Here is a 23,231-nt window from a genome sequence, read left to right as displayed (position 1 = left end):
GTTATTCATCTCCCCAATAAATAAAATCTTCTAATGCTTCATCATATAGATCATCATTAATTTTGCATTTTAAAACTCTTTCGTCACCATAATATTCTTTCTTGTTCTTATAAAATTCTTTAGCTATTTCCATACCAAAAGTGATGTCACTGTTGGATTCATTTAAAAACTTGTAGGCTGTACTAAAATTTCTTAATTCAATGAATAGATGTTTTTTTTCTGCTGTTTGTATACTATAAATATGCTTAGCTCTTTGAATATCCTCTTCAGTGTTAGCAGTTATTGCAAGGGTTGCGCCAGGTAAAGCTATATCTATCTCAATACCTAATAGATGACAAAGTGTCTTTAATCTATGGCCATAAGTATGTGCACGCATTACTTTCCTAACACCACGACGCGCAAGCGTTTGATAGTCAGAAGGAGAGTTCTCTAAATCTCTTATTCTATCAGCAATACAATTTTTATCTTCTGGCATGATTACAACATCACCAAATAATTCCTTCATTCCTTTTGAAGCATTACTGATAATAGGCGTTCCAGAAGCTAGTGACTCATATACTCTCCTTGCAAACATGGTTGAGGAATTCTGTACAGAATTCATATTGATCTGATATTTATAACCTCGATGTACTTTCCAGATATCTTTTGCAGGAAGATTACCAACAATATCAGCTTGATAATTTTCTGGGAAATTAAACTTTTCAATACCCTTTTTATAGTTACGATCAAAAATATCATATTTTAATCCGGCTTGATCAAGCTGATTCATAACAAAGTTAAAGTCTATGCAACGTTTTGGCTTGTCGCCATAATAAGACCCTGCGAACACCGCTTTGTCAGAACGAGGAAAGATTAATGATGGATTATGGATTTTTGGTTGGGCTGCAAAAGAAAGTGGATAAGCATCAATTCCAAAATCCTTTTTGTACCGGGGAACCATGTTAACGTCACTAGTTATTGCTAAATCAAAAAGTTTTGCGATAGGTCCAAATTTTTCGTAGTGTGGAGGGTCTTCCTTGTTCCAGAAAACTGTCGGAATAGCTTCTCTTTTACAGTATTTTATGAGCCCTCCTAGCTTTCTTCCACCACCACTACCTTTACTTATTGCTCCCCAGCTTCCATCATTTCCATTCCAACAACTTTCAACTAATAGAAAGTCTGGTTTGATTTTATCTAATTCAAAATGCCAATTTTCTTGAGTCAACTTTACTAAAGTTACTTCATGTGAAAGACATTCAGATGTAAATTCATCTAATATACATGCAATTGTTAAGTCTGAAGTTAATCGACGCTTACTATTATCATGTACTAAGGCAGTTGGCAGTGGCTTATACTTGAGTAACTCAAGTTTATGAATTCTTTCAGATTCCTCATCAAAACAACGGCCTGAAATAACCAGTTTAACCTGTTCTTCTGGCATTAGACCGAGTCCGGCAACTTCAATTACAACATCTGTGACATCTTTGGGTAGCTTTAACTTGAAGATTTCTTTCAGCTCACCATTTAGCGTTTTGCTATTTTCATTTAGATATCTAAAATGCTTTTTGAACGTTGCAGCAACCCCTATTCCAGAAACTGTATTTTTTTTCCTACCGAGCTTGTCCAAGAAATCAAATAGAACAACAGCTTTCCGAGCACTATGTGAATTGTTTAACTCATAAACAATCAAAGAGGAAAGCTCTAGAGTGGCTCCAGATGTTGGGACTTTAAACTTCGTATAACTCAGTTTATTACTTCCTTTTATAGTGAGATTTTTTCGCTCCAAGAAATCTTCTTTTAGTTGTTGATTTAAAGATGATTGCTGCTCAAAATTTTTATTTTTGTTAGAAATTATCTTATTTGCACTCTCAATTTTGTCATTTTTATATTTTTTTTGCTCTATTGGTTTTTTCTCATCTATGAGAACTTCATCTTCAATGGTAACATTCTTTAATTCTGTTAATGGTTTTTTATTTCGGATATCAGTATCTATGTTATTCAGAAGCCAAGGTATATTTGTTACAGAATGTTCAGATTTGTTTTTCCATATGTTTTCGGCCCAACTTTCTGAAATCTTCGTTTCGGCGCCGCTGTTTACACTACCCTTAGCATTGTCAAATAAATTCCCGGAACTTTCCAAGGTCTTTTTAGTAATTTTATTATAGTCTATTGATTTTCCATACAGAACTTCTATCAATTCATTTACACAATCCTTCATTTGTATTATTTTATTTTCGCTCCTCGCAACAATATTGAGCGAGACTGAAATACAGTTCATAAGATCATCGGAATCTTCACTTTTAAAAGTAGTGACATTTTTATATTCACTGGAAATCTCCACTAGTGGAACAACATCTGAGACAATCAATTTTTTCCCATATGCTAGTGCTTCAACAGCCTTCATTGGTGAAACTAGTTCGCACACTGATTGTTTCTTACGAGGAATTACTACTGTATCAATCAGAGCATAGTAATCAGCAACCTGTTCATGTGGGACGCGTCCTAATTGGACTAACCAAGGCTGATCCGTAAGCTTCTTTTCTGGATGCATTAACCTATTAACCGGTTGATCATCTCCCACTAGTAGTAACTTAAAGTTTTTTATACCCTCGCTTAGCTTTGTACATGCATCAATAAGAGTATCTAATCCTTCATAGGGTGTGAAGCTACCGATATATCCCACTACTCGGTCTTCAGGATTAATACCAAGCTTTTGCCTTAATATCGATTCAATACATTTTGCCTTTGGTAGTTCACCGACACCATTTGGTATAATACTAATCTTATTAATATTTAATCCTCGATTCACCAGCTCATTCTTCATTTGTTGGCTAAGGGTAAATACTTTTAATGCTTGCTTACTAACAAATGTGTTACGGTTCGCTTCCAACTTATAGGCTTTTGTTTTTTCGTAACCTGGCTCTCGTGCTTCTCGAGAAAGTTCCCAGAAACCACGGACCTCACTATAAAAAGGTAAACCCAGAGCTTTTGCAGCAACAAATGCAGGTAGTCCAATCGTGTAATCTGATGCTGCTAATACAACTGCGGGGCGATATATTTTAAAAAGCTCAATAAAGCGTGCGGCACATATTTCTAAATTGGCTCTCTCTCCATCAGGCGGTGAATCATTTAACCAGCGGCTATGGATATATCTAACACCATTAACTACTTCCTCAGGGTGTACGCTATTTTTTTTTATACCTAATTCCCAAGGTCTACCAGGTCGAACAAAACAAAGGGTATCGAATCCATATTCATTAAGTGCTTTGGCTATTGCTTGTGTTCTTATCGAATAACCATTACTTGCATAACTTTGTCCGTGACATACCATGTAAGCTATACGTTCACGAATCGGGGAATACACATCATTTACGGAATGATCGACAAGATCTTCTACGTGTTTTAACAAAACATCCATAGTAAGCTCTGCCTAGTAATTAAATATTATCGATTATAAGTTAATATAAACAACACTCAAGATATTCAAGTTAGCCAAGGAGACCTACGGAATCAATGACAATATTTTTAGACTGAATTAATCGTATCTTATTAGAAAATTCGTTGTGTTTAACCAATACACAAACTATATCTGATTTTTCTAATGCCTTTTCCAAAGGGACAAGATTAACGTTTATATCATCAAGTGTGTTTGGTAGCGAATCAATGTTCGGTTCAACAACTTGTACTTGACAACCAAGTCCAGAAATTGCTGTTGCAATATTTAAAGCAGGACTTTCTCTTAGATCATCAATATTCGGCTTAAAGGAAATTCCCAAGCAGGCTATAGTGATGTCACGACTAGTGTAACCAGGAGTTTCATCACAAATCTGCTTTAGAGACTCCTTAACCTGATCTAATATCCATTCAGGTTTGTGATCGTTGACTTCACGAGCTTTACTAATTAATTGTGCTTCACCTGGACATGAATCAACAATAAACCATGGATCTACTGCAATACAATGACCGCCTACACCCGCCCCTGGCTGTAGGATGTCAACACGTGGATGACGATTGGAAAGAGAAATGAGTTCCCAGACGTTAATGCCTAGCTTGTTACAAATCATAGACAGCTCATTTGCAAAGGCGATATTAACATCCCGAAAACTATTTTCGGTAAGTTTTGTCATTTCTGCTGTCCGTGTAGTGGTCACTAAGCATTCACCCTCAACAAATACTTGATAGAGAGATTTCGCAAAGTCTGAGCATTTCCGTGTCATTCCTCCAATCACACGGTCATTTTCAACGAGCTCTCGAATGACATGTCCAGGGAGAACCCGTTCAGGGCAATAAGCAATACGTATATCAGAAAGCTCTCCATGTGTTTGCGGAAAAGTCAAATCAGGACGAGTATCAGCAAGCCACTCCGACATTTTTTCTGTAGTTCCTACAGGTGATGTAGATTCAAGTACAACGAGATTGCCTGGCTTTAATACTGGTGCTAAAGATTTACATGCAGTCTGAATAAAATCTAAATTAGCCTTAGGGTATTTTCCCTGCTCTCCTGTTGTGAAAGGGGTAGGAACTGCTATCATAAAAGCATCTGCAGGTTGTGGATTAGTTGTTGCTTGTAGATAACCTTCCGTTACTGCTGCATGTACAATTATATCTAATTCGGGCTCCACTATATGTATATTGCCCTTGTTTATCGTCTCAACAGCTTCCTTGTTTACATCTACACCGATTACCTTTTTTCGTCTTGAAGCGATTACAGCAGCTGTCGGTAATCCAATATAGCCTAATCCAATAACAGAAATAGTTTCAAGCTTCATAAATATCCCTATCTACTCTTTAAACTTATCCCAAAAAAGATTAATAATGTTTATATATTTTTAATACCTTTTAGGTCTTGAAAACTGACTAAAGCATTTAATATCCTGTCACATGCTTCACCATCACCATAGGGATTATGTGCATAGCTCATATTCTTATAAGCCTCATTTTCTGTAAGTAAAGTAGTTAATTCTTTGGTAATCCTATCAACTTCGGTTCCTACTAATTTTACTGTCCCAGCTGAGACTGCTTCGGGTCGCTCGGTAGTATCCCGCATCACAAGTACAGGCTTTCCTAATGAAGGAGCTTCTTCTTGTATACCACCTGAATCAGTCAAAATTACATTAGATTTGTTCATCAAGTATACAAATGGAAGATAATCCAGAGGATCGATAAGATAAATATTGCTTATATTTTTTAAAAGACTATTCACTGGATCCTGGACATTAGGATTTAAATGAACAGGATATATAATTTGGCAATTTGGATGGGCTTTTGCGATAACAGCTAGAGCTTGACAAATTCGTTTAAAACCATCCCCGAAACTTTCTCTTCTATGCCCTGTCACTAAAATTAATTTCTTACTCTTATCAATGAAGGAAAATTTTTCATCTAATTTTTTGAAAAGTAACTCATCGTTATCCAGTTTACGTACTACTCCCAATAGAGCATCTATTACAGTGTTCCCTGTAACAAAAACCCTATCTTCACTTACTCCCTCTTCTAGCAAGTTTTTTTTAGAAGTCTCAGTAGGTGAAAAATGAAGGGTAGCCAGCGCTCCTGTTAGCTTCCTATTTGCTTCTTCAGGCCAAGGTGAATATAAGTTACCGGTACGTAATCCAGCCTCTACATGACCAATAGGGATTTGTTTATAATAAGAAGCTAAAGTTGCAGCAAACGTTGTTGCTGTATCACCATGTACCAAAACAATATCTGGTTTCGCCTCTTCGAGAATCTCACGCATTCCCCTCAATATAGCTACGCTTATATCTGTTAGGTCCTGGCCAGGCTTCATTAGATTTAAATCATAAGTAGGAACCAAGTTAAAAAGAGTTAGTACCTGATCTAACATTTCCCTATGTTGTGCCGTTACACAGACTTGTACAGAAAATCTAAGGTCTCCCTGTAGTTTCAAAACCAAAGGAGCCATTTTTATTGCTTCAGGACGAGTACCAAATACAACGAGCACATTCATATAATGTATTCCTTTACAAAAAAAACCTATCCTTTTTTATCCATAATTTGATATTCAAATTCATGGCAACGGCGAACATACTTTTCTAGAAGACGCTGTGTCTCATCTAGTTGTTTAACTATAGTATTGGTCACTTTTACATCATCAACATCATAAGAGAGTAAAGTTTCGAAAAAAATCTTCTTCGAGATATTTATATTTTTATTTTTGACCGGCTTTATTACACGTCCTTCACGTCTACCAAAAAGCAAATAATGCACAAGAGGATTTACCTTACTCTGCTTCACATCAGGATATCTTTCTAGATAACTATCACCACAAAATAATTCTGAAGGACCTCTTCCCATCCTCCATCCATAGCGAAGGTAATGTTGTTCGGGAGAGAGCTTTACAGCTTCTACATCAGAATGCTGAGAAAGATACCAATCTGCATCAAACAGAGAGGATTCCTTAATCAATTGAACTTGATATTTCTCATCCATTACAGTTCACGCCGCGAGTTAAAAGAGTAATTTTGATCCTACTTGCAAAGTAGAAAACAGTGTCTGCTATGAGTTAATTCACTATTTTCCTAACCGCCATTTTAATCAGTATAAGTCAATTGATTTTCATTCTTTTGGCATTCATAATCACTTCTTTTCAATATTAATCTTATATATGCCATTTTGTATGCACATTCAATTATTGGTATATAGCTTTTACTTTACACCAAGTAAGAAAAATTGGATTCTTCTACTTCTTAATCAAAAGGACCACTAATTTAAAACTACCAATTTTTGGCGGCTAAGTCAGTCGTAATTGTTTTGCCTGTAAATATAATTATTAATCTCAGGAAATCTTTTCAATTCATACAGATAATTTAATTTGACAGTAAACCAATTTGAATCAAAAATTCCAAGGTAAAAATGCGCCAATTCAAACTTATTTCCGGCAGCGGTCAAATTTTATGCAAGTTAAAAATGTCAGATCAATATCGTTAGAAAATCGCACTAGTAAATTTTATTACCAAGAAAGAAATATTCTGCTTTCATGTCTCTTTGGAGTCTGAGCTTGTAATGAAAGATTTAAACGATACCGATTAAATATTAGTAATTTTTCAGTATATTATATTGTTATCAGCGCTCAAATACATGATCTCTAACAGATTCGTCAAGCAGCCTCATCAAGTATTCTCCATAGCCACTTTTCAGCAAAAGCCTTGCTTGGACCTCGAGCTCATCTTCAGTAATAAATCCTTTACGAAAAGCAACTTCTTCAGGGCATGCAATTTTTAAACCCTGACGTCTTTCTATTGTTTGTACGAAATGCGCAGCAGCTAATAAGTTATCATGGGTGCCAGTATCAAGCCAAGTAGATCCACGTCCCATTAGCTCAAGATTAAGTTCACCCCGATCGAGATATATTCGATTCAGATCGGTAATTTCTAATTCACCTCGACTACTTGACCTGATTTCCCTAACTAGTTCACAGACTTGGTTATCATAAAAGTATAAACCTGTAATCGCATAGTTAGATTTTGGCTCCAGTGGTTTTTCTTCGACACTGATAACTTTACCATCAGTATTAAACTCTGCTACACCATATGCCCCAGGATCAGCAACTCTATAGCCAAAAATTGTTGCACCCTGCAGCCTTGCATTAGCTCTTTTTAACAAATCACTAAATTGGTGAGCATAAAAAATATTATCGCCTAAAATCAGGGCACTTGAATAATTACCAATATGGTTTCGTCCAATAATAAATGCCTCAGCTAAACCATTTGGGGAGGTCTGTTTTGCATAAGTGAGGTTTACGCCCCATTGAGAACCATCTCTTAATAGTGTCTGAAATAGACATTGATCTTGTGGTGTGGTGATAATGAGAATGTCTCGAATCCCCGCCAACATCAAAGTAGTTAGAGGGTAATAAATCATTGGCTTATCATAAACTGGTACCAGCTGTTTACATACGGCTTTTGTCAATGGATATAGCCGTGTACCAGTTCCACCAGCAAGAATGATTCCTCTACGACCCGTATCAGACATACCCTCAATTCCTCCCTGGGCTTACGTGAGTAGCTAAATTAGTCTAAGGCAATCCATAGTTAAAATATTTTAAAATCAATGTACATTTAAATTGTAAATCCTCTAGCATTTTGGGATCACATTTCAATTAATAATCCTATTTTAAAAAGAAAGAACTGCTGCAGCTCCTATGGCTATACGATATAAAATTTCCGTAACATCTTTAGTTACCTGAAGTTCACTAGAATTAAATTCTGGCATTACCATAATTTCATCGCCTGGACGAAGTTCATCTCCTAATCGAGTATCAAAGTCTTTTTTATTAATACGATTGATGGTTCCATCGAGATGCAATATAACTAGTTCATCTTGATTGGCATTGTTAGCAAAACCTCCTGCTAACTCAATATAATTCTCTAAAGTAAGTTTTTTGTTATAAACTAAAGATGTAGGAAATATTACTTCTCCGACTACAGAGACTGTCGAAGATTTTACTGGCACTACTAATTTATCACCATCTTCAAGTAGCATTTCTGATGAGTTAGGATTATTAGCAATCACCACCTGCCCCCTAGGTTCTACTTTACGGGCCTGCTTAATAAAACTTTGAATCATAATGGCACTATCTTTCTGTGTGCTTTTTTCTAAGTCTGTATTTGGTTGACGCGTTAATACCTCCATCTGAAGCGCGTCTAATGAACGATCAAGTGCCGTACGCTGTTTTTCAGCTACACTTTTACGGTATAGCTGTATCGACTCTTGATCAGCATCTTTCCTATAACGTAATTGAGCTAATAAATCGTTCAATTTTGAGCCGAAAGGTAGTATGTATGTTTCCGGGCCATCTAATTCACCAACAACTTGAACAGAAATGCTATGTACATCGTTATCGCGGACTAGTTCAATCATCGCCCCAGGATATAGTTGAGTTGTCATTGCCTCATCTAGGGGTAAGTAACTTGCTTCTTGAATGCCATCTTTAACTTGAGTTATACGGGCAAAATTTGCTTGTGGGTCAGGTTTACTTACAAGTAACATTTCACCCAGTTGGGTATAAGGGCCTGTAAACTCCATTTGAGCTGCCTTTTGAACAGCCCCTTCAACTGTTACTGATCCTTTGCGTGCACCTACCACAATTACATCTCCACTACGCAGTTGCAGTGCAGGCATTATCCCATCTACTAAAAAGTTATAAAGGTTTACATCCTGTATTAAGTTTCCTTGACGAGTAACTTTAATATCAACAAAACTTCCACTTTTTGGATCAATACCATCTGCACTATCTAAGTAGTAAAGTATAGAATCAGAACTATATCCATTATACAGACCTGGATTATTTACATATCCTGTGACAAAAACCTTAACCGGCTGACTGGCCTCTAGATTTGCATACGCGCGCACATTATTTTTAAAGACTCTTTTAACTTGATTCAATACAACGTCATTCAACTCTCCATTCTTGACACCAGCAATATGTACTGGACCAACTTCAGGAATGAAAATATTTCCTTTAGGATCAACAGGCAAAGTGGCACTGAAACTGTAAGCGCCCCAAAGCTGTAAATTAATCTGATCACCTATTGTTATACGATAATCCGGATTAAACCCATTAAATGGTTGATCTTTAAAAGCACCCTGAAATAATGACTGTCCAAATACCGGTACTGTGGGCTGAATCCTATCAATAGAGGAATCGACATTTTCTAAAATCTGTGTTTCCAACGTTAAAGCTTCACTACAGAAGAATATTGATAGCAGGCAAATTTTTAGTACTAGTCTTCTTATGGTTCCAGTATTCATAATTAAATTTTGACTAAGTAAAATGTCTGGATAAGGTTTTTAATGTCACATTGGTTGAGTAAGTTCAAAATATTGAATTTCATGCTCGATGATCTCGAATACTTGCATCTAGCATCACCCCAATGCCGTACAACAATAACAAGACAATGGTTAAGCTGATCAGATTATAGAGCCTATGTGGATATTCGGCCTCCTCAGCTAAAGAAGGTTGTGTAACAACCATAAGATGTTTTAACTGCCCTGATGCTTCCATTCGTGCTGTTTCCAATGCTTTAAGGGACGCTGCATAAGCGTCTGTAGCAAATTGCAAATCTAGCTCAAGATTCTGGAAGCGTGATCCTAAAGTATTGAGACGCTGTTCACCTTCTTCATCACCAATGCCTACCAGCCTGATTTTTTCTTGTTCAATTTGTTTTTGTAAAGCACCTATTTCAGCTTGCATAGAGACTATTTGAGAAGAATCTGCATTTAAATAACTTTTGGCAGCCGTAAGCTTTGCACGTTGCTCAGCCAAACGAGCCTCTAAATTTTGAATAATACTACTTATCCCTTTTGTTAACTCTTCAGGACTAACTACATTATTATTGTTTTGAAAGTCTAGGATAGATTGTTTTGTAACGCGTAGCTTTTCCTGTGCGATATCAACTTCACTCTTAACAAATGCAACCTGTTTTTCTGCGAGCTGGTTACTTACCGAATTTACAAAATCCTCTGCTTTTTGAGTCACAGTCTCAACAAGTAAACGTGCAAAAGAAGGGTCAAAAGCTTGCATTTCTATAGTGATAATTCCAGTTGTTTCATCATGTGCAACCACTATATGCTCTCGATAATATTTAAGATAATCCTCTTGAGTAGCATCTTTATCTAAACGAGAAAACATATCAAGATGAGCACCCTGATAGTAATCCACTAATTTTAACTCTCTATTCAAATATTGGGCCATATCTAATGACTGAATATAATTCACCACCAAAAAAGTATCCTGATTATCAACTTTCATTCCAGGAATTAAAAAACTCATTGATGAAGAGGAAACTTGGGAAGATGCAGTATCTTTAACAATTAGTTGTGTATTACTTACATAACGTTCTGAAACGAAAAATATGTAATATATGCCAACAAGCGATAGTGGAAAAATTACAAAAATTAGGAACAAAAGATACCGTTTAAAAAATGGCAGTAAACGGTTCACATTTATGAAGCTTGCCGTAAAGGGAATTACATTTCTTATCCAACTGGATATGGCCAATATAGAAGAAATCCAAATTTGATTCTTTTTTAACATAATTGAATTGCTTATAGCATCAATATTCATAGTTAACACATTCACTTCGATTTTATATTTGTTAAGTTTGGCATCGAAGATTGGTACAAGTTAATAGCTTCGTGAATCGACTGGCAGACTCTTACCTGACCATTTTCTATATGGATACCTGCATCACAGTTTTTTTCTAAGATAGGCATTGTATGAGCCACAATAATGAAATTAGACGTTCTGCGTTTTTCTGCAATAATCGCTTCACATTTTTTACGAAAATGTGCATCTCCAACTGACATTACTTCATCTACCAAATAAACATCGAAATCAACCGCAACACTTAGACCAAATGCCAACCTCGATCTCATTCCAGAGGAATAATCTTTAATTGGTAAATCAAAGTTGTCATTAATTTCAGAGAATTCTCTTACCCGATCCATTACCTTACGTTTGCTTGCTCCCCAAATACCATGTATTCCGCAAACAAATGCGACATTTTCTCTTCCTGTCATACTTCCCTGGAAACCTCCTGACAGCCCCATAGGCCAGGATATTCTTTGATCTGTTTCAACTCTTCCTGTATCTGGATAATCAATACCTCCCATAATTTTTAAAAGAGTAGATTTTCCAGCGCCATTACGGCCTAAAATACCGATATTTTTACCTTCGGGAAATATAGCACTCACATTTTCGAATAGTATCTTACGTCCATTAGGAGTACGAAAAGACTTAGTTAGAGCTTCAAGTTTAATCATTGACTGCGTATCAAATCTCGCCAATTAGCACGGTAAACTAAAAGTCCGAGAGCAAGCATCCCTATCGATGTAAATATGAAATATTTAAAATCGGAGAACTTCCCCTCATAACTTGCGAATAGACCTTCCCTAGTTAATTCAATAACATGTACCAATGGATTCCAGATTAAATATTTATGATATTCAGTCGGTATTTGCTCTAATGAATAAAACACTCCAGAAATAAAATATAAAGGCCTCACACTTAGTGAGAGAACTTTTGAAAATTCGGGAAGTCTCTCACCTACAACACACATAGCCAGGCTAAGACCAAATGCAAAACAAAAGAAAAGTATATTTACTTTAACAAGTAATAAAAAATCTCCAAAAGCTACTTTGACATCGAACCAAGCTAAAATAGCCAACAGCGTTATCATGCACAATATATAGATAAAGAATTCTAATAACACCCTACTAAGAACAGCATCAAAAGGGCGTAACTGACGATAATTAAACAAACCACGATTAGATGATACTGCTGCCAAACCTTTTTGAAAGCAATGACTAAAAAATAAGAATGGTGCTATTCCACCCAACATAAATAACGTGGTTGGAATTCCAGGATAAAATTCTCTGCCACGAAAATTGAAAATCATCGCCAGCATCATTATGTGTAATGCTGGCTCAAGCAATACCCACGCATATCCTAACCGCCACTTACCGAAACGGGTCTTCATCTCACGCACAAGTAATGCATAGATGACATCTCTTTGTATTTGCCAAATAGTGCGTGTAACTGAGGGTCTCATAGTAACATCTTATTAATTATTCACTTTTTTATTGAAAACGATGCTAAAGCTAGCATTAGTTATAGCTAATTTTATTGGTAATGCCACATTATTCTCAAAATGGCGCAATTTCTCCCCATACTATGTCGTGTAATTTAACCCATAGCTTTATGATTTAATCTTAAGGACCATATTTCTTTTTCATTCCTTTTTTACTTGGTACGATATTAACATTTTTAATGATTTGCCTAACCTAGTACTTGAATTACATTCTCAAGTTCGCTTCATGAAAATGACTGTACAATTGGCGCCACAATCATGCTCAAGGCACTGAACCGTCCTATATGCTGCTTAGAGGTTATCTCTAAAAAATCGTTTATTTCGATCTGGCCTAAGAATGTTTTCTACGCCTAATAATATATGAACCCAATTCATCCTCGTACATAACACATCTCCTTTTCAACTCCAGATATACTTCTTGTCATTTTTTGGGAATAGGTTTTTCAAAATTTTCATATGAAATAATAGAGGATAGATCGGCAATAGTAGGTCGATTAAAGCCTTAATAAACTTGTGATCAATTGAAGTTGATCGAGCTATGTCTTTCAAATCTAAGACGAAGAATAGAAGTTCAAACACCAATTAATAATCTAATATACTTTGAAAGTATTAAATATATTTTGCAAACCGGATCAGGATTGAAATATTTTACGTCACACTTACCTTTATTAGCTTTTTATTGAAAAGACTTTGATTTCAGGAGGTTGGATCCAAGGAACCTCATTGCAAGTATATAGAAAATTTCTAGTGTAACTAGAATACAGACCTTTCAGGTTTCATCTACGAATTAAATACAAAAGGGTCTTTGAGCGAAAAACCTAAGTCACTTAAAGAATCAAAGCGGGAGGTGGTAATAGATGTGAACAAATGTCAATTAGAAACACTACTGCCTAGGATCCCCTGTGAAAGTAGAATTATCTTACTTACTAATATTTAGCATGCATAATATTTAAAGATTTAGCGTATGACAATATAATTAACTATGACCTCTAAAAGATACCATGGAAAGTTGAAAACCCTTTTCAATTTTTGCATAAGAATAAAAGCCTTAGAGAAGAATAGTAGAAAGCACAGAGAGTATACTCTGTGCAAGATTGGCAAACTGAATTACATATATCTTTAAAGTTTCTATCCTTTGATAATTAGGTTAAGCAGCATGTTAGTTCGAGCCCAACTAATTTAATTATTCCTTATAAATAATTGGTGTTAAATTTTTAACTAATATCAGATCCTGATACTGCTAAATTTAGGCTAACGAAAAATCTTCATGCACAAGCGTCAGGTTTGGGTTGTAGGCCGGATCTGTATCCAATTGATCTCCCCAGCGATCACGCATATATTCCGCTTCTTTCTGGGCTCGACGCCGCTTAGTGAGCGTGTTGTCCGCTCCACGGGATACTGACTCATGATGATAGAGTTCTGCATAAGGAGTCCACAAATTCCTATAACCTGCTTCTCGAACCTTTAAACATAAATCTACATCATTAAAGGATACCGCCAGATTTTTTTCATCTAACCCACCGACTTGCTCAAATACTTCTTTACGCAGAAGAAGACAAGCCGCTGTTACCGCTGAAAGGTTTTGTACCAAATGCAAGCGTGAAAAGTAACCATATTCATTGCGACTGAAATATTTATGTGAGTGACCAGCCACACCACCAATTCCCAGAATTACACCGGCATGTTGAATCGTATCGTTAGGGTAATAGAGTTTGGCACCTACACAACCAATTTCAGGCCTCACTGCCTGACTCACCATCTCAGTCAACCAAAGGACATTGATAGGCTCTATATCATTATTGATTAATCCTATAATTTCCCCTTTAGCTAAACTTACACCATAATTATTAATGGCTGAATAATTAAATGGGTGATCCCACCGATGAACAGATACACGTGAATCTGTGTTTCTGATTTCATCAAGGAATTGTAACGTTTCCTTGCAGCGACTTTGGTTATCTAAAATGATTAGTTCAAAATTGGAGTAATTGGTTTTGCAAAGAATTGCCTCAACACAAGGCCTAAGGATATCAATGCCGTCTCTTGTCGGTACCAGAAGACTCACTAACGGAGCTGGCTCAGGAATAGACCAGCGGACCCGATAGCTATTTGGTGCAGTTCCAGGCTCGGCCGTTGCACTTAGCTTTTCTCGTTTTAGGTAATCAGAGACGGCTTGTAAACCCGCAGTAGCTGCATAACCTTTTGCATTACTTTCTTGTGCTGTTGATCCGCTAATGGCTCTCCAGTGGTAGAGTATCTCTGGGATATGTACCACATTGCTGGAATCAAGATGTGGCATACAACGCAACAGTAGATCATGATCCTGACTGCCTTCCACACCTACCCGATAGCCACCAATTTGATTTATAAAGCCCGTCTTGAGCACAGTAAGATGGCAAATATAATTCTGTGAAAGTAAAAGATCAGGATTCCAACCTGGTTTTAGGTGAGGATCAAAACGTTCACCATATTCATCAATTTTGTCTTCATCACTATAAAACAGTAGAGCCTGTGGATTTTGCGAAATCGCTTCTACTATCCTTTGTAAAGCATTAGACGCCAGAACATCATCATGATCAAGCAATGCAATATAGTCTCCCTTCACTAAAGATAAAGCACTATTACTCGCTGCAGAAATATGTCCATTTTCGGTTCGGAAGGAGACTCTAATACGATTATCTTGTTGTTGATAACTCTCTAAGCACTCCTTTACTTCTTTTTTCCGAGAAGAATCATCGGCAATACATAGCTGCCAGTTGTTATAACTTTGCCCAATTACGGATTCAATACAGTCCCTCAATAGGCGAATATCAGTATCGTAGACAGGAAGTATGATTGAGATCAAGGGATGATTGGCATCTACCGTTACATTGTGAAAATTTTCACATGAATGAAGATTTTTTATTTCTTTTTTTTCAATCCACTCGGAATAATCATAAGTCTGACGTTTTTTAATAAATGTTTTTTCATAGTAGTTGAGAGCAATATCCTGCCAGGTGCAAGACTTCTCACGGGCTTCAGCATTAATCTTCTTTAGGACATCACTCTTATTTATATTCCTGAATTTAAAGTGCATGTTCGCTAAGCGTTGTGACAGCCTGTCTTTTGCAAATTGAGGGAAGAGTTTTACCAAATGAAAATGCCTCACAGAAAACATTCCCGTGCTTTCCAGCGGATCAAATCTGAGAGCGCGTGTGCGCGACGTGAAATATATGAGTCGCTTCGTAATCCGTCCAAATTTTATCGGGATGAAAAAGCTATCTGCCTCATTAAATCCATTTCCATAATCAACATATAATTTGGAATCTATGCTAGCCTGGTTATGGCTCAGTACAATTTCGACCATGTACCAACCAGAGCTCAGCGTAGAGCCTTCGATAAAAAATTGTGGGTCGTTATTTATAGATTGCCACTCAAAATTTTTATCCGATTTTTTAATACACTCAATCCCTATTCCAGGCTTAAGCTTAGGAGCCAAATCAGAATGAAACCACGATTTAATTAACTTGAGCACCACAAATAATCCACTTAGACAACTGAGTAACTTATAATTTGAATATTCAGTATTCAATTAGCAGTTCAGCGAGAATAATTTTTAGAACCGACTTTTACATCAATTCTTCCCAAAAGACTCAATGAAAGTTAACTTTTGCTTCTACATTTGTTCCATAGATGTATGCTTCAATCTTATCTTCTGAAGTAATAACTTTAGCGGGTTTATAACTGAAGCCACATTGCAATTTTTTAGAAAGCCCTTTACGGACAACATCTGGACGACTTCGATTTACCTCTACAAGGTATTCCACACCATTGATCAATAAACGAATCTTTATCGGGCCATCATATTCAGTAACAGCCCATCCGGTAATCAACTCTGGCTTTACATCAACAAAAGCTTTTCCGTAACAGAGAAATGGTGTCTCTGTAGTAATACGGCCCCTAAGCTCTGCAATACCTTTTTTTACATCACTCGCATAACTGAGTAGTGCTTCGTCAACTACATCATTTAAGTCATGTGCATTGAAATAGGCTTCCCCTTTCTTTCTACCCGCACTACCTGCTCCGGAACCCTTATGTTCTTTCTTCATAATATGTTCATGACGGGACTTAACAACATAGTGGTTAATTCTAATTCCACTATATGAAACCTTATTGGTTCTGGGCTCACATGGCTCACCATTTTCAAATACAGCGGGTCTGAGATCCCCGGTGTAATAGCGGCCTGATTTTAAAATGCACTCATGAACATGCATTCTATCCACCATATTGGGCTTCAGGATAGTCTTAATATGCCGATTGAAATCATGGTCTTGTATAGAGGCACAAGTGAATCGTTCTATTACCAAGCCCTCTTCTTTAAACTTATAACCTGAGGAACCGAAATTTCGCCAATTTAATGCAAGTGCACCCGCATCTTCGAGCTTATGAAAATCAGATAAAATACTTTTTAATTCGCAGTTATTCTCACTAACAAGAAATTCATCGGCGTCGATAAAACACAATAAATCAACTTCAGCACCGAAGTCGTTTAAAATATAATTATATGCTGGCATCTGTGGCCCACAGTCACCCCTTCTGGGGAAGTGCACTCTATTGATCACTCCCAGGCTATCTAGTGCCTCTAATAGCTGGGAAGAGCCATCATCACTGATATTATCCGCGATATAAAAAGCATCTACACCAATTATTTGATGGTATACGATCCACTCAAGAATATAGTCATATTCATTTTTAAAAATTGCGGCAATTCCAAACTTCACATGCACTTCCAAAAACTAATCGCAAACTCTAAATAATTAGACATTCTGTATAGACCCAAAGGCCCGTGCTAGCTCTAACCTTTAACTAACATTATTTAATAAAGGCTGCCCGGTAGCTGCCACAACACACTCTACAGTATTTATTTTTATGTCTCTATCTATCTCTAGAGAGAAACCAACAAAGCCGCCTCGCCCCTGTTCTTGAGCTTTAAAGTAGGGGCGGTATTCATTGGCTTTACATTCGGCAATCACATTACCTCCCATCCTTGCTTGTATTAATACTGCTTCATGCAAATTCTCTGCAATAGCCCAACCTTTTAGCTTACCAGCCTCAAAACTAGTTACAGAACCAGAAACATAACCTACTTTGGCATTAATAAGACGAAGACGCCAATCAAACTGAAATCTAGCACGATTATAAAACTCTAGTTCTTCGGCATTGAGGCTATTTAACTCTTCTATTTGTCCTATGGATAACATGCATGATTCCACAGTCTTATTCTTATTGATATTTTTATGTAGATAAGGAATATTAATGTTAAACTTTCTATTGAGCAAACGAAGAGATTCCTTATATGACTCTACGAAACCAATAAAACCAAACTCAGCCCAACTTTTACGCCCTACGAGACGAAGTTGTCTATTAATATTTTCTGGGCGACGATAGAAACTCTGAAAGCTCTCCTCGTGATCACTATTTTTTACCAGATGATTATATTCAGAGACGACTCTTTGTACCGGATCACGCAAGAAAGTGATCATTCTGCCAACACCAAATATATTAGCGTATTTTGTTGAATGGAAATGACCCGTTAATAATTGATAACCCTGTCTATTAAAGGCATTAGCAAAATGCCATCCATCCCTCTCGCTTTCGACCCAGCTTTTAACAATACTGCTTGTTTTTGCTGAATTCACCCCATAATCTAGGCATATTTTCTTCTTGCCAAAAAAATAATCTAGCCCTTGACGAAAACTGGTGCCCGCTGTTTTGGGGATATGTACAAAAACAATAGGTTTCAAAACAATATGCCACTATTAATATACAACTTGGTCACCCATTTCATCAGCCAACACGCATAAATCTGTATGTTGATAAAATCTATCATTTCTCTATACGCGACATTGGATACGTTTTATGCAAAATAATGCAAGAACTCTACTTGCATTGGGTTAATTGTGACTACTTATCCACCGTTAAAGTAATGGCATTTTGTATTAAATAAAAGAACCCAGGACCTGCCTGGGTTGACTCTTGAAAATCTTTACTTTTCAACACTGTATCAGCCTTACCCGTCAGAAGTATCTAGATGCAAAAAAACCTCACTCTCAAGGCTTTAGTAGTAGGACTTATGAAAATTATGTAACTTGAAGGGGAGCCCTCCTCAAGTTTACCCCATCCATCTGGGTCAGCCCAATATACTTCTATGTGAAGGCGCGTCCAGTAAACAATATTGTTACATTCAATAACTACACAGCGAGTTTACCGGATTTAGTACATACCTGGTTAGTAGAACAAGCTTTCACTCTATTACTTTGTTTATCTATCATTGGTGGCAATGCCGTAGCCATGGGGATTGTTTGTCTGCCAGTGCCATGTATCAACCATCATTTGATCTAGCCCCAATCTTGCCACCCAGCCCAGATCCTGCTTCGCCTTGGAGGCATCAGCCCAAAAAGCTGGTAAATCACCTGCTCTCCGAGGCGCCACTCTATAGGGGATGGATACACCTGAGGCCTGTTCAAAAGCCCGCACTATATCTAGAACAGATGTACCCTTTCCTGTTCCAAGGTTGAAGGCTATAGTACCAGTTTTACCTTCAAGCCACTCCAGGGCGCAAACATGCCCCTCCGCTAAATCCATCACATGTAAGTAATCCCTCAGGCAGGTACCATCCGGTGTGGGATAGTCATCACCAAATACCGATAACTCTTTGCGTTTACCCACTGCAACCTGAGCAATGTACGGTAACAAATTGTTAGGTATACCCTGGGGATCTTCTCCGATTAGACCTGAGGGGTGCGCGCCAACGGGATTAAAGTATCGAAGGAGTGCTACAGAAAGCTCTGGGTTGGCGAGGGCCGCATCCTTTAAAACCTGCTCCACCATCCATTTGCTGGTACCGTACGGGTTGCTGGTACTACCGGTTTGTAGTGTTTCCACATAAGGCACAGGAGCCTCACTACCGTAGACAGTCGCCGATGAGCTGAATACCAGCTGCTTAACTCCATACGCCTGTATTGCCTCCAGCAACACAAGACTTCCAGTAACATTACTCTGGTAGTAGTCGATCGGCTTCTGCGAAGATTCACCTACAGCCTTCAATCCCGCAAAGTGGATCACAGCATGGATTGAATTCTCAGTAAAAATTTGCTCTAACAGGGCGCGATCTCTAATATCACCATGGTAGAAACGCACCGATGTACCGGTGATCATCTGTACACGCTGTAGCGCTATTTCAGAGCTGTTGCAGAGGGAGTCGATGACTACCACCTCAAAACCAGCCTCTTGCAACGCAACCAAAGTATGGCTGCCTATGTACCCAGCTCCCCCGGTAACCAATACTCTTCTACCCATTGCTCACTCAACCTCCGTTATGCAACAGCATCTTGTGAAATCTGGTTCTGAGTTTCGGAAATCTTATTCTCAGATAGAATCAACGTATTTAGATAAGCTCTGTAATCGTTAGCTAAATTGGGATGACGCAAACCATACTCAACATTTGCCTTCAAGTATCCGAGCTTTGAGCCGCAGTCATGGCTCTTGCCCACCATACGATAGGCTTCAACACTTTCTTTAGTCATTAAATCAGCGATTGCATCTGTGAGCTGAATTTCATTACCAGCACCTGGTAACGTTTGTTCAAGGAGTGGCCACAGCTTGCGAGAAAGTACATAACGTCCAACCACTGCCATATTCGACGGCGCCTCTGCTACAGGAGGCTTCTCCACAATAGCCGTCATTGGCTGCGAGGTATTTGGAGACAATGCGGCCCCCTGGCAATCCGCCACACCGTATTGATGTACCTCCTCATGCGGCACCGGCTCCACCATCACCTGGCTGACACCGGTTTGATCGAACCGAGATAACATTTGCGCTAAATTATCTCGGCTAAGATCTGAGGCCGTATCATCGATAATCACATCTGGCAGTAACACTGCAAAGTCCTCATCACCCACCAATGGTTGGGCGCACAAAATCGCATGACCCAGGCCTTTCGCTTCCCCCTGCCGTACGTGCATGATAGTGACGTCTTTCGGACAGATGGACCGCACCTCGTCCAGCAGCTGGCGCTTGACCCTGGCCTCTAAGGTCGCCTCCAACTCAAAACTGGTATCAAAGTGATTTTCGATAGAGTTCTTACTGGAATGAGTAACCAGTACGATATGCTTGATACCGGCAGCCACCGCTTCATTGACCACATATTGAATAAGCGGTTTATCAACGATAGGCAGCATTTCTTTGGGAATAGCCTTTGTTGCTGGCAGCATACGAGTTCCCAAGCCAGCAACGGGTAAAATTGCTTTCATATTTAATTTAAAAACTCAACGAGCAGAAACCCTGCACAAAGAAAATTAATCACAATCACTTATATATTTCACTAAAACATCTGAAATATCTTCTATTTCGAGTGCACTTGGCTTTTCCCAAGAAGAATTCAAACTTGGTTCAGAATCAAAAAAAAGCTCTCCAGAGCTTCTTCCTAGATATTCAGTAGCTAACGAATAATTAGATTGTTTATAGCTATCCAATAAACATCGCACCTGCTCTGGAGATATCAGAGGATTTCGATCGTCTTCAAAATATCTGGACAGCTTATCAAGAACTTTGTAACGACGATTATTTAAATTATCACCAAAACATCCCAAATTAACCAAGCGAGCAAATTCAAGATATCTTGCAGGCCATGAAAAATTATCATCTACAACATCAAAGTTAAACTCTTCGTGTAATTCTACATCAATTAAATTACAAAACTCTGAAAACAACCCGTCTTTCATTTGGCCTTTCTCAAAGACCCCTAATTTAATAGATTCCTTACCAAAATAAGAAGCCCATATATTTACCAAATTATAATAATCAAAAAACCATTTATCTGATTTTCTTGACTCAAAAGCCTCATCAAATGTTAGGGTACCACCTGCTTTAATATGAGTACTGTACCAAGACTGAAAATACTTGTCTTGCCGACGTACAAATATTACAATCTCAACTTCAATATCCTCACCTAACCACCCAATAGTCTCTTTCAAGGCTGAAATTCCTCGATGCTTCAACCTTGAGCTAAAGTGTTCAGCACTAATTAAGACCTTCGCATGACTATTGCCGTTGAATATTTTCTTTATTCGATCCCACTCTTTCTCTGCCACGTATTTCTTCTTCGGGGCGAATTCTAGCTCTCTTCCCCCATTATCAAGAGAATGGAATGGTGCAACCAGAGAAAAGTGTGCAAAATCGCAAAAACCCACTTCTGGATAAATTAAGCCTTGCTCCTTCAGAAGCAATCTATTTTCGGCACAAAAATGCTGAATTGATGTTGTACCAGTTTTTTCAGTACCAATATGGATAATTAGCTTCTTCATAAAACACAATGTGGACACTAAAAATTAGAAAAATGCTTAGAGCGAATCAAACCTACCGCCTGAAAAATACTATTATAGTCCTTAGCTATAGTAGTCCGATTATCCTCAAAATCATCACCTTTGAACTTCACGCTGGAGAATATATCTCTCAAAGAGCACCGCACCCTGAGGAATTCCTCACTCGATAAATTTGGAACCATCAATTTTTTTGATAGTTCTCTAGTTCTAGTATCATGAGTTATACAAACAGAGGGAACCCCCGAAGAGAGAGGGAGAATTGTTCCATGAATTCTACTTCCAATGGCATGAGAATAGGTTTTCAAGTAAGCTAACCATGCATTTGCATCTGTGAAGTATAAGGCAGAACGCCTTATCTCTTGCAGAAACTCACCATAGTCTAAATCGGGATAACAAAACTTTGCGAATTTTTTAGTGTATTCTTCTTGAGAAGCTGTTAGCACTTCTCTATTTAATATCTGAATTAGCTCAGGTGGACGCTGCAAAATGTATTTTCCATTATACAGCTTGACATACCTAACAAATTCACGCTCAACCTCTCTAATCTGTTCTTTTAAGCAGGCAGCATGGACAACAACCTTAGAAATCGGCTCTAAAAACCTCTTTTCCAACCTAAATCCCAACTCCCTATCACCATTAATAAATATAGAAGGGCAGCCAACAACTTTTACATTGTCTACACCGTATCTCCTACAAACTTTCTCGGTGAAATCTCCACGTACACCAATAAAGGGGGTCCTGCTTGACACCTCATTTAAAAAGTCAACCGTGCCAGATTTTAGTTTAGGGATAATATTCTCTGATTCAGACTGTGCGCCCAGACCAAAAATCAAGCATGGTAAGTCACACTCTTTGATTAAATTAGCAAGAATCGATAAATCATTCTGCTCACTTAAAAAGTTAGCAGCTGGAATAAAAATCAAATCTATCTTCTGTCTTAATTTTTGAGGATTCTCATTCCACCTAAAGGGAACAACATCGTGATCAAACAATCTACGTGCAGAAAACCAAAAAGCAAGATTTCCAGTATTTTGGCCGGTATTAGCCATTACTTGCTGTGCCGTCATTGAAAACGATTCAGCTACGGATCCTATATTTGGAGCCAGAAAACCAACACGTAATTTTTTCATAAATTCAACCAATAGCTTTTATATACTCATTCTTTGACATCAGAGATTTGAGACACACAAACAAAGTTGCTTTAAGAGCCCATAACAAGTATCGCTAGCAAGCCTTCAAAATATTCTTCTTAAAAAGTATCGCGCCATTAACTAACAGCATA

16 protein-coding genes are annotated in these 23,231 nt (G+C 37.8%); all 16 read right to left on the bottom strand.

From position 1 onward, the window contains the following. Window position 1: 1 nt before the first annotated feature. Complete coding sequence (locus ACJJIB_RS05680) at window positions 2–3,397, bottom strand: glycosyltransferase (RefSeq protein WP_444888145.1); 3,396 nt, start codon at window positions 3,395–3,397, stop codon at window positions 2–4. Between the two features lie 70 nt (window positions 3,398–3,467). After that, window positions 3,468–4,748 (bottom strand): UDP-N-acetyl-D-mannosamine dehydrogenase, encoded by a 1,281-nt coding sequence (wecC, locus tag ACJJIB_RS05675; protein ID WP_444888144.1) that lies wholly within the window; start codon window positions 4,746–4,748, stop codon window positions 3,468–3,470. 50 nt (window positions 4,749–4,798) lie between these two features. Further along, entirely contained in the window at window positions 4,799–5,944 is a 1,146-nt protein-coding gene (gene wecB, locus ACJJIB_RS05670; RefSeq protein ID WP_444888143.1) for a non-hydrolyzing UDP-N-acetylglucosamine 2-epimerase, read from the bottom strand. A 26-nt stretch (window positions 5,945–5,970) separates the two neighbouring features. Beyond that, a complete protein-coding gene (locus ACJJIB_RS05665) occupies window positions 5,971–6,426 on the bottom strand; it encodes a hypothetical protein (protein WP_444888142.1) in 456 nt (151 codons plus the stop codon). 633 nt (window positions 6,427–7,059) lie between these two features. Beyond that, a complete protein-coding gene (gene rfbA, locus ACJJIB_RS05660) occupies window positions 7,060–7,968 on the bottom strand; it encodes a glucose-1-phosphate thymidylyltransferase RfbA (protein WP_444888141.1) in 909 nt (302 codons plus the stop codon). Between the two features lie 141 nt (window positions 7,969–8,109). After that, window positions 8,110–9,747 carry a polysaccharide biosynthesis/export family protein gene (locus tag ACJJIB_RS05655; protein WP_444888140.1) on the bottom strand — a complete coding sequence of 546 codons (1,638 nt, stop codon included), beginning with the start codon at window positions 9,745–9,747 and terminating at the stop codon, window positions 8,110–8,112. Between the two features lie 79 nt (window positions 9,748–9,826). After that, window positions 9,827–11,062 (bottom strand): KpsE/RkpR family capsule polysaccharide export protein, encoded by a 1,236-nt coding sequence (locus ACJJIB_RS05650; RefSeq protein ID WP_444888139.1) that lies wholly within the window; start codon window positions 11,060–11,062, stop codon window positions 9,827–9,829. 11 nt (window positions 11,063–11,073) lie between these two features. Continuing rightward, window positions 11,074–11,760 carry an ABC transporter ATP-binding protein gene (locus tag ACJJIB_RS05645; RefSeq protein ID WP_444888138.1) on the bottom strand — a complete coding sequence of 229 codons (687 nt, stop codon included), beginning with the start codon at window positions 11,758–11,760 and terminating at the stop codon, window positions 11,074–11,076. Further along, window positions 11,757–12,548 carry an ABC transporter permease gene (locus ACJJIB_RS05640; RefSeq protein ID WP_444888137.1) on the bottom strand — a complete coding sequence of 264 codons (792 nt, stop codon included), beginning with the start codon at window positions 12,546–12,548 and terminating at the stop codon, window positions 11,757–11,759. Before ACJJIB_RS05640 ends, ACJJIB_RS05645 begins: the two co-directional genes overlap by 4 nt. A 1,285-nt stretch (window positions 12,549–13,833) precedes the next feature. Continuing rightward, entirely contained in the window at window positions 13,834–16,101 is a 2,268-nt protein-coding gene (locus ACJJIB_RS05635; protein ID WP_444888136.1) for a glycosyltransferase family 2 protein, read from the bottom strand. A 118-nt stretch (window positions 16,102–16,219) separates the two neighbouring features. Next, a complete protein-coding gene (locus ACJJIB_RS05630; protein ID WP_444888135.1) occupies window positions 16,220–17,347 on the bottom strand; it encodes a glycosyltransferase family 2 protein in 1,128 nt (375 codons plus the stop codon). A gap of 81 nt (window positions 17,348–17,428) precedes the next feature. After that, window positions 17,429–18,370 (bottom strand): sulfotransferase family 2 domain-containing protein, encoded by a 942-nt coding sequence (locus ACJJIB_RS05625; protein ID WP_444888134.1) that lies wholly within the window; start codon window positions 18,368–18,370, stop codon window positions 17,429–17,431. A 517-nt stretch (window positions 18,371–18,887) separates the two neighbouring features. Then, window positions 18,888–19,925: a UDP-glucose 4-epimerase GalE gene (galE, locus tag ACJJIB_RS05620; RefSeq protein ID WP_444888133.1), complete on the bottom strand. Its 1,038-nt coding sequence runs from the start codon at window positions 19,923–19,925 to the stop codon at window positions 18,888–18,890. Window positions 19,926–19,942: 17 nt separating this feature from the next. After that, a complete protein-coding gene (gene galU, locus ACJJIB_RS05615; RefSeq protein WP_444888132.1) occupies window positions 19,943–20,839 on the bottom strand; it encodes a UTP--glucose-1-phosphate uridylyltransferase GalU in 897 nt (298 codons plus the stop codon). An 84-nt stretch (window positions 20,840–20,923) separates the two neighbouring features. Then, on the bottom strand, window positions 20,924–21,931 hold the full coding sequence (locus ACJJIB_RS05610; protein WP_444888131.1) for a hypothetical protein: 1,008 nt from the start codon (window positions 21,929–21,931) through the stop codon (window positions 20,924–20,926). Between the two features lie 17 nt (window positions 21,932–21,948). Next, window positions 21,949–23,079 carry a polysaccharide pyruvyl transferase family protein gene (locus tag ACJJIB_RS05605; RefSeq protein ID WP_444888130.1) on the bottom strand — a complete coding sequence of 377 codons (1,131 nt, stop codon included), beginning with the start codon at window positions 23,077–23,079 and terminating at the stop codon, window positions 21,949–21,951. Window positions 23,080–23,231 lie beyond the last annotated feature (152 nt).

The sequence above is a fragment of the Microbulbifer mixtoriginis (SeqCode) genome (assembly GCF_052467705.1).
The sequence above is the reverse complement of the archived record's forward strand: the minus strand, read 5'-3'. Positions and strand labels throughout refer to the sequence as shown.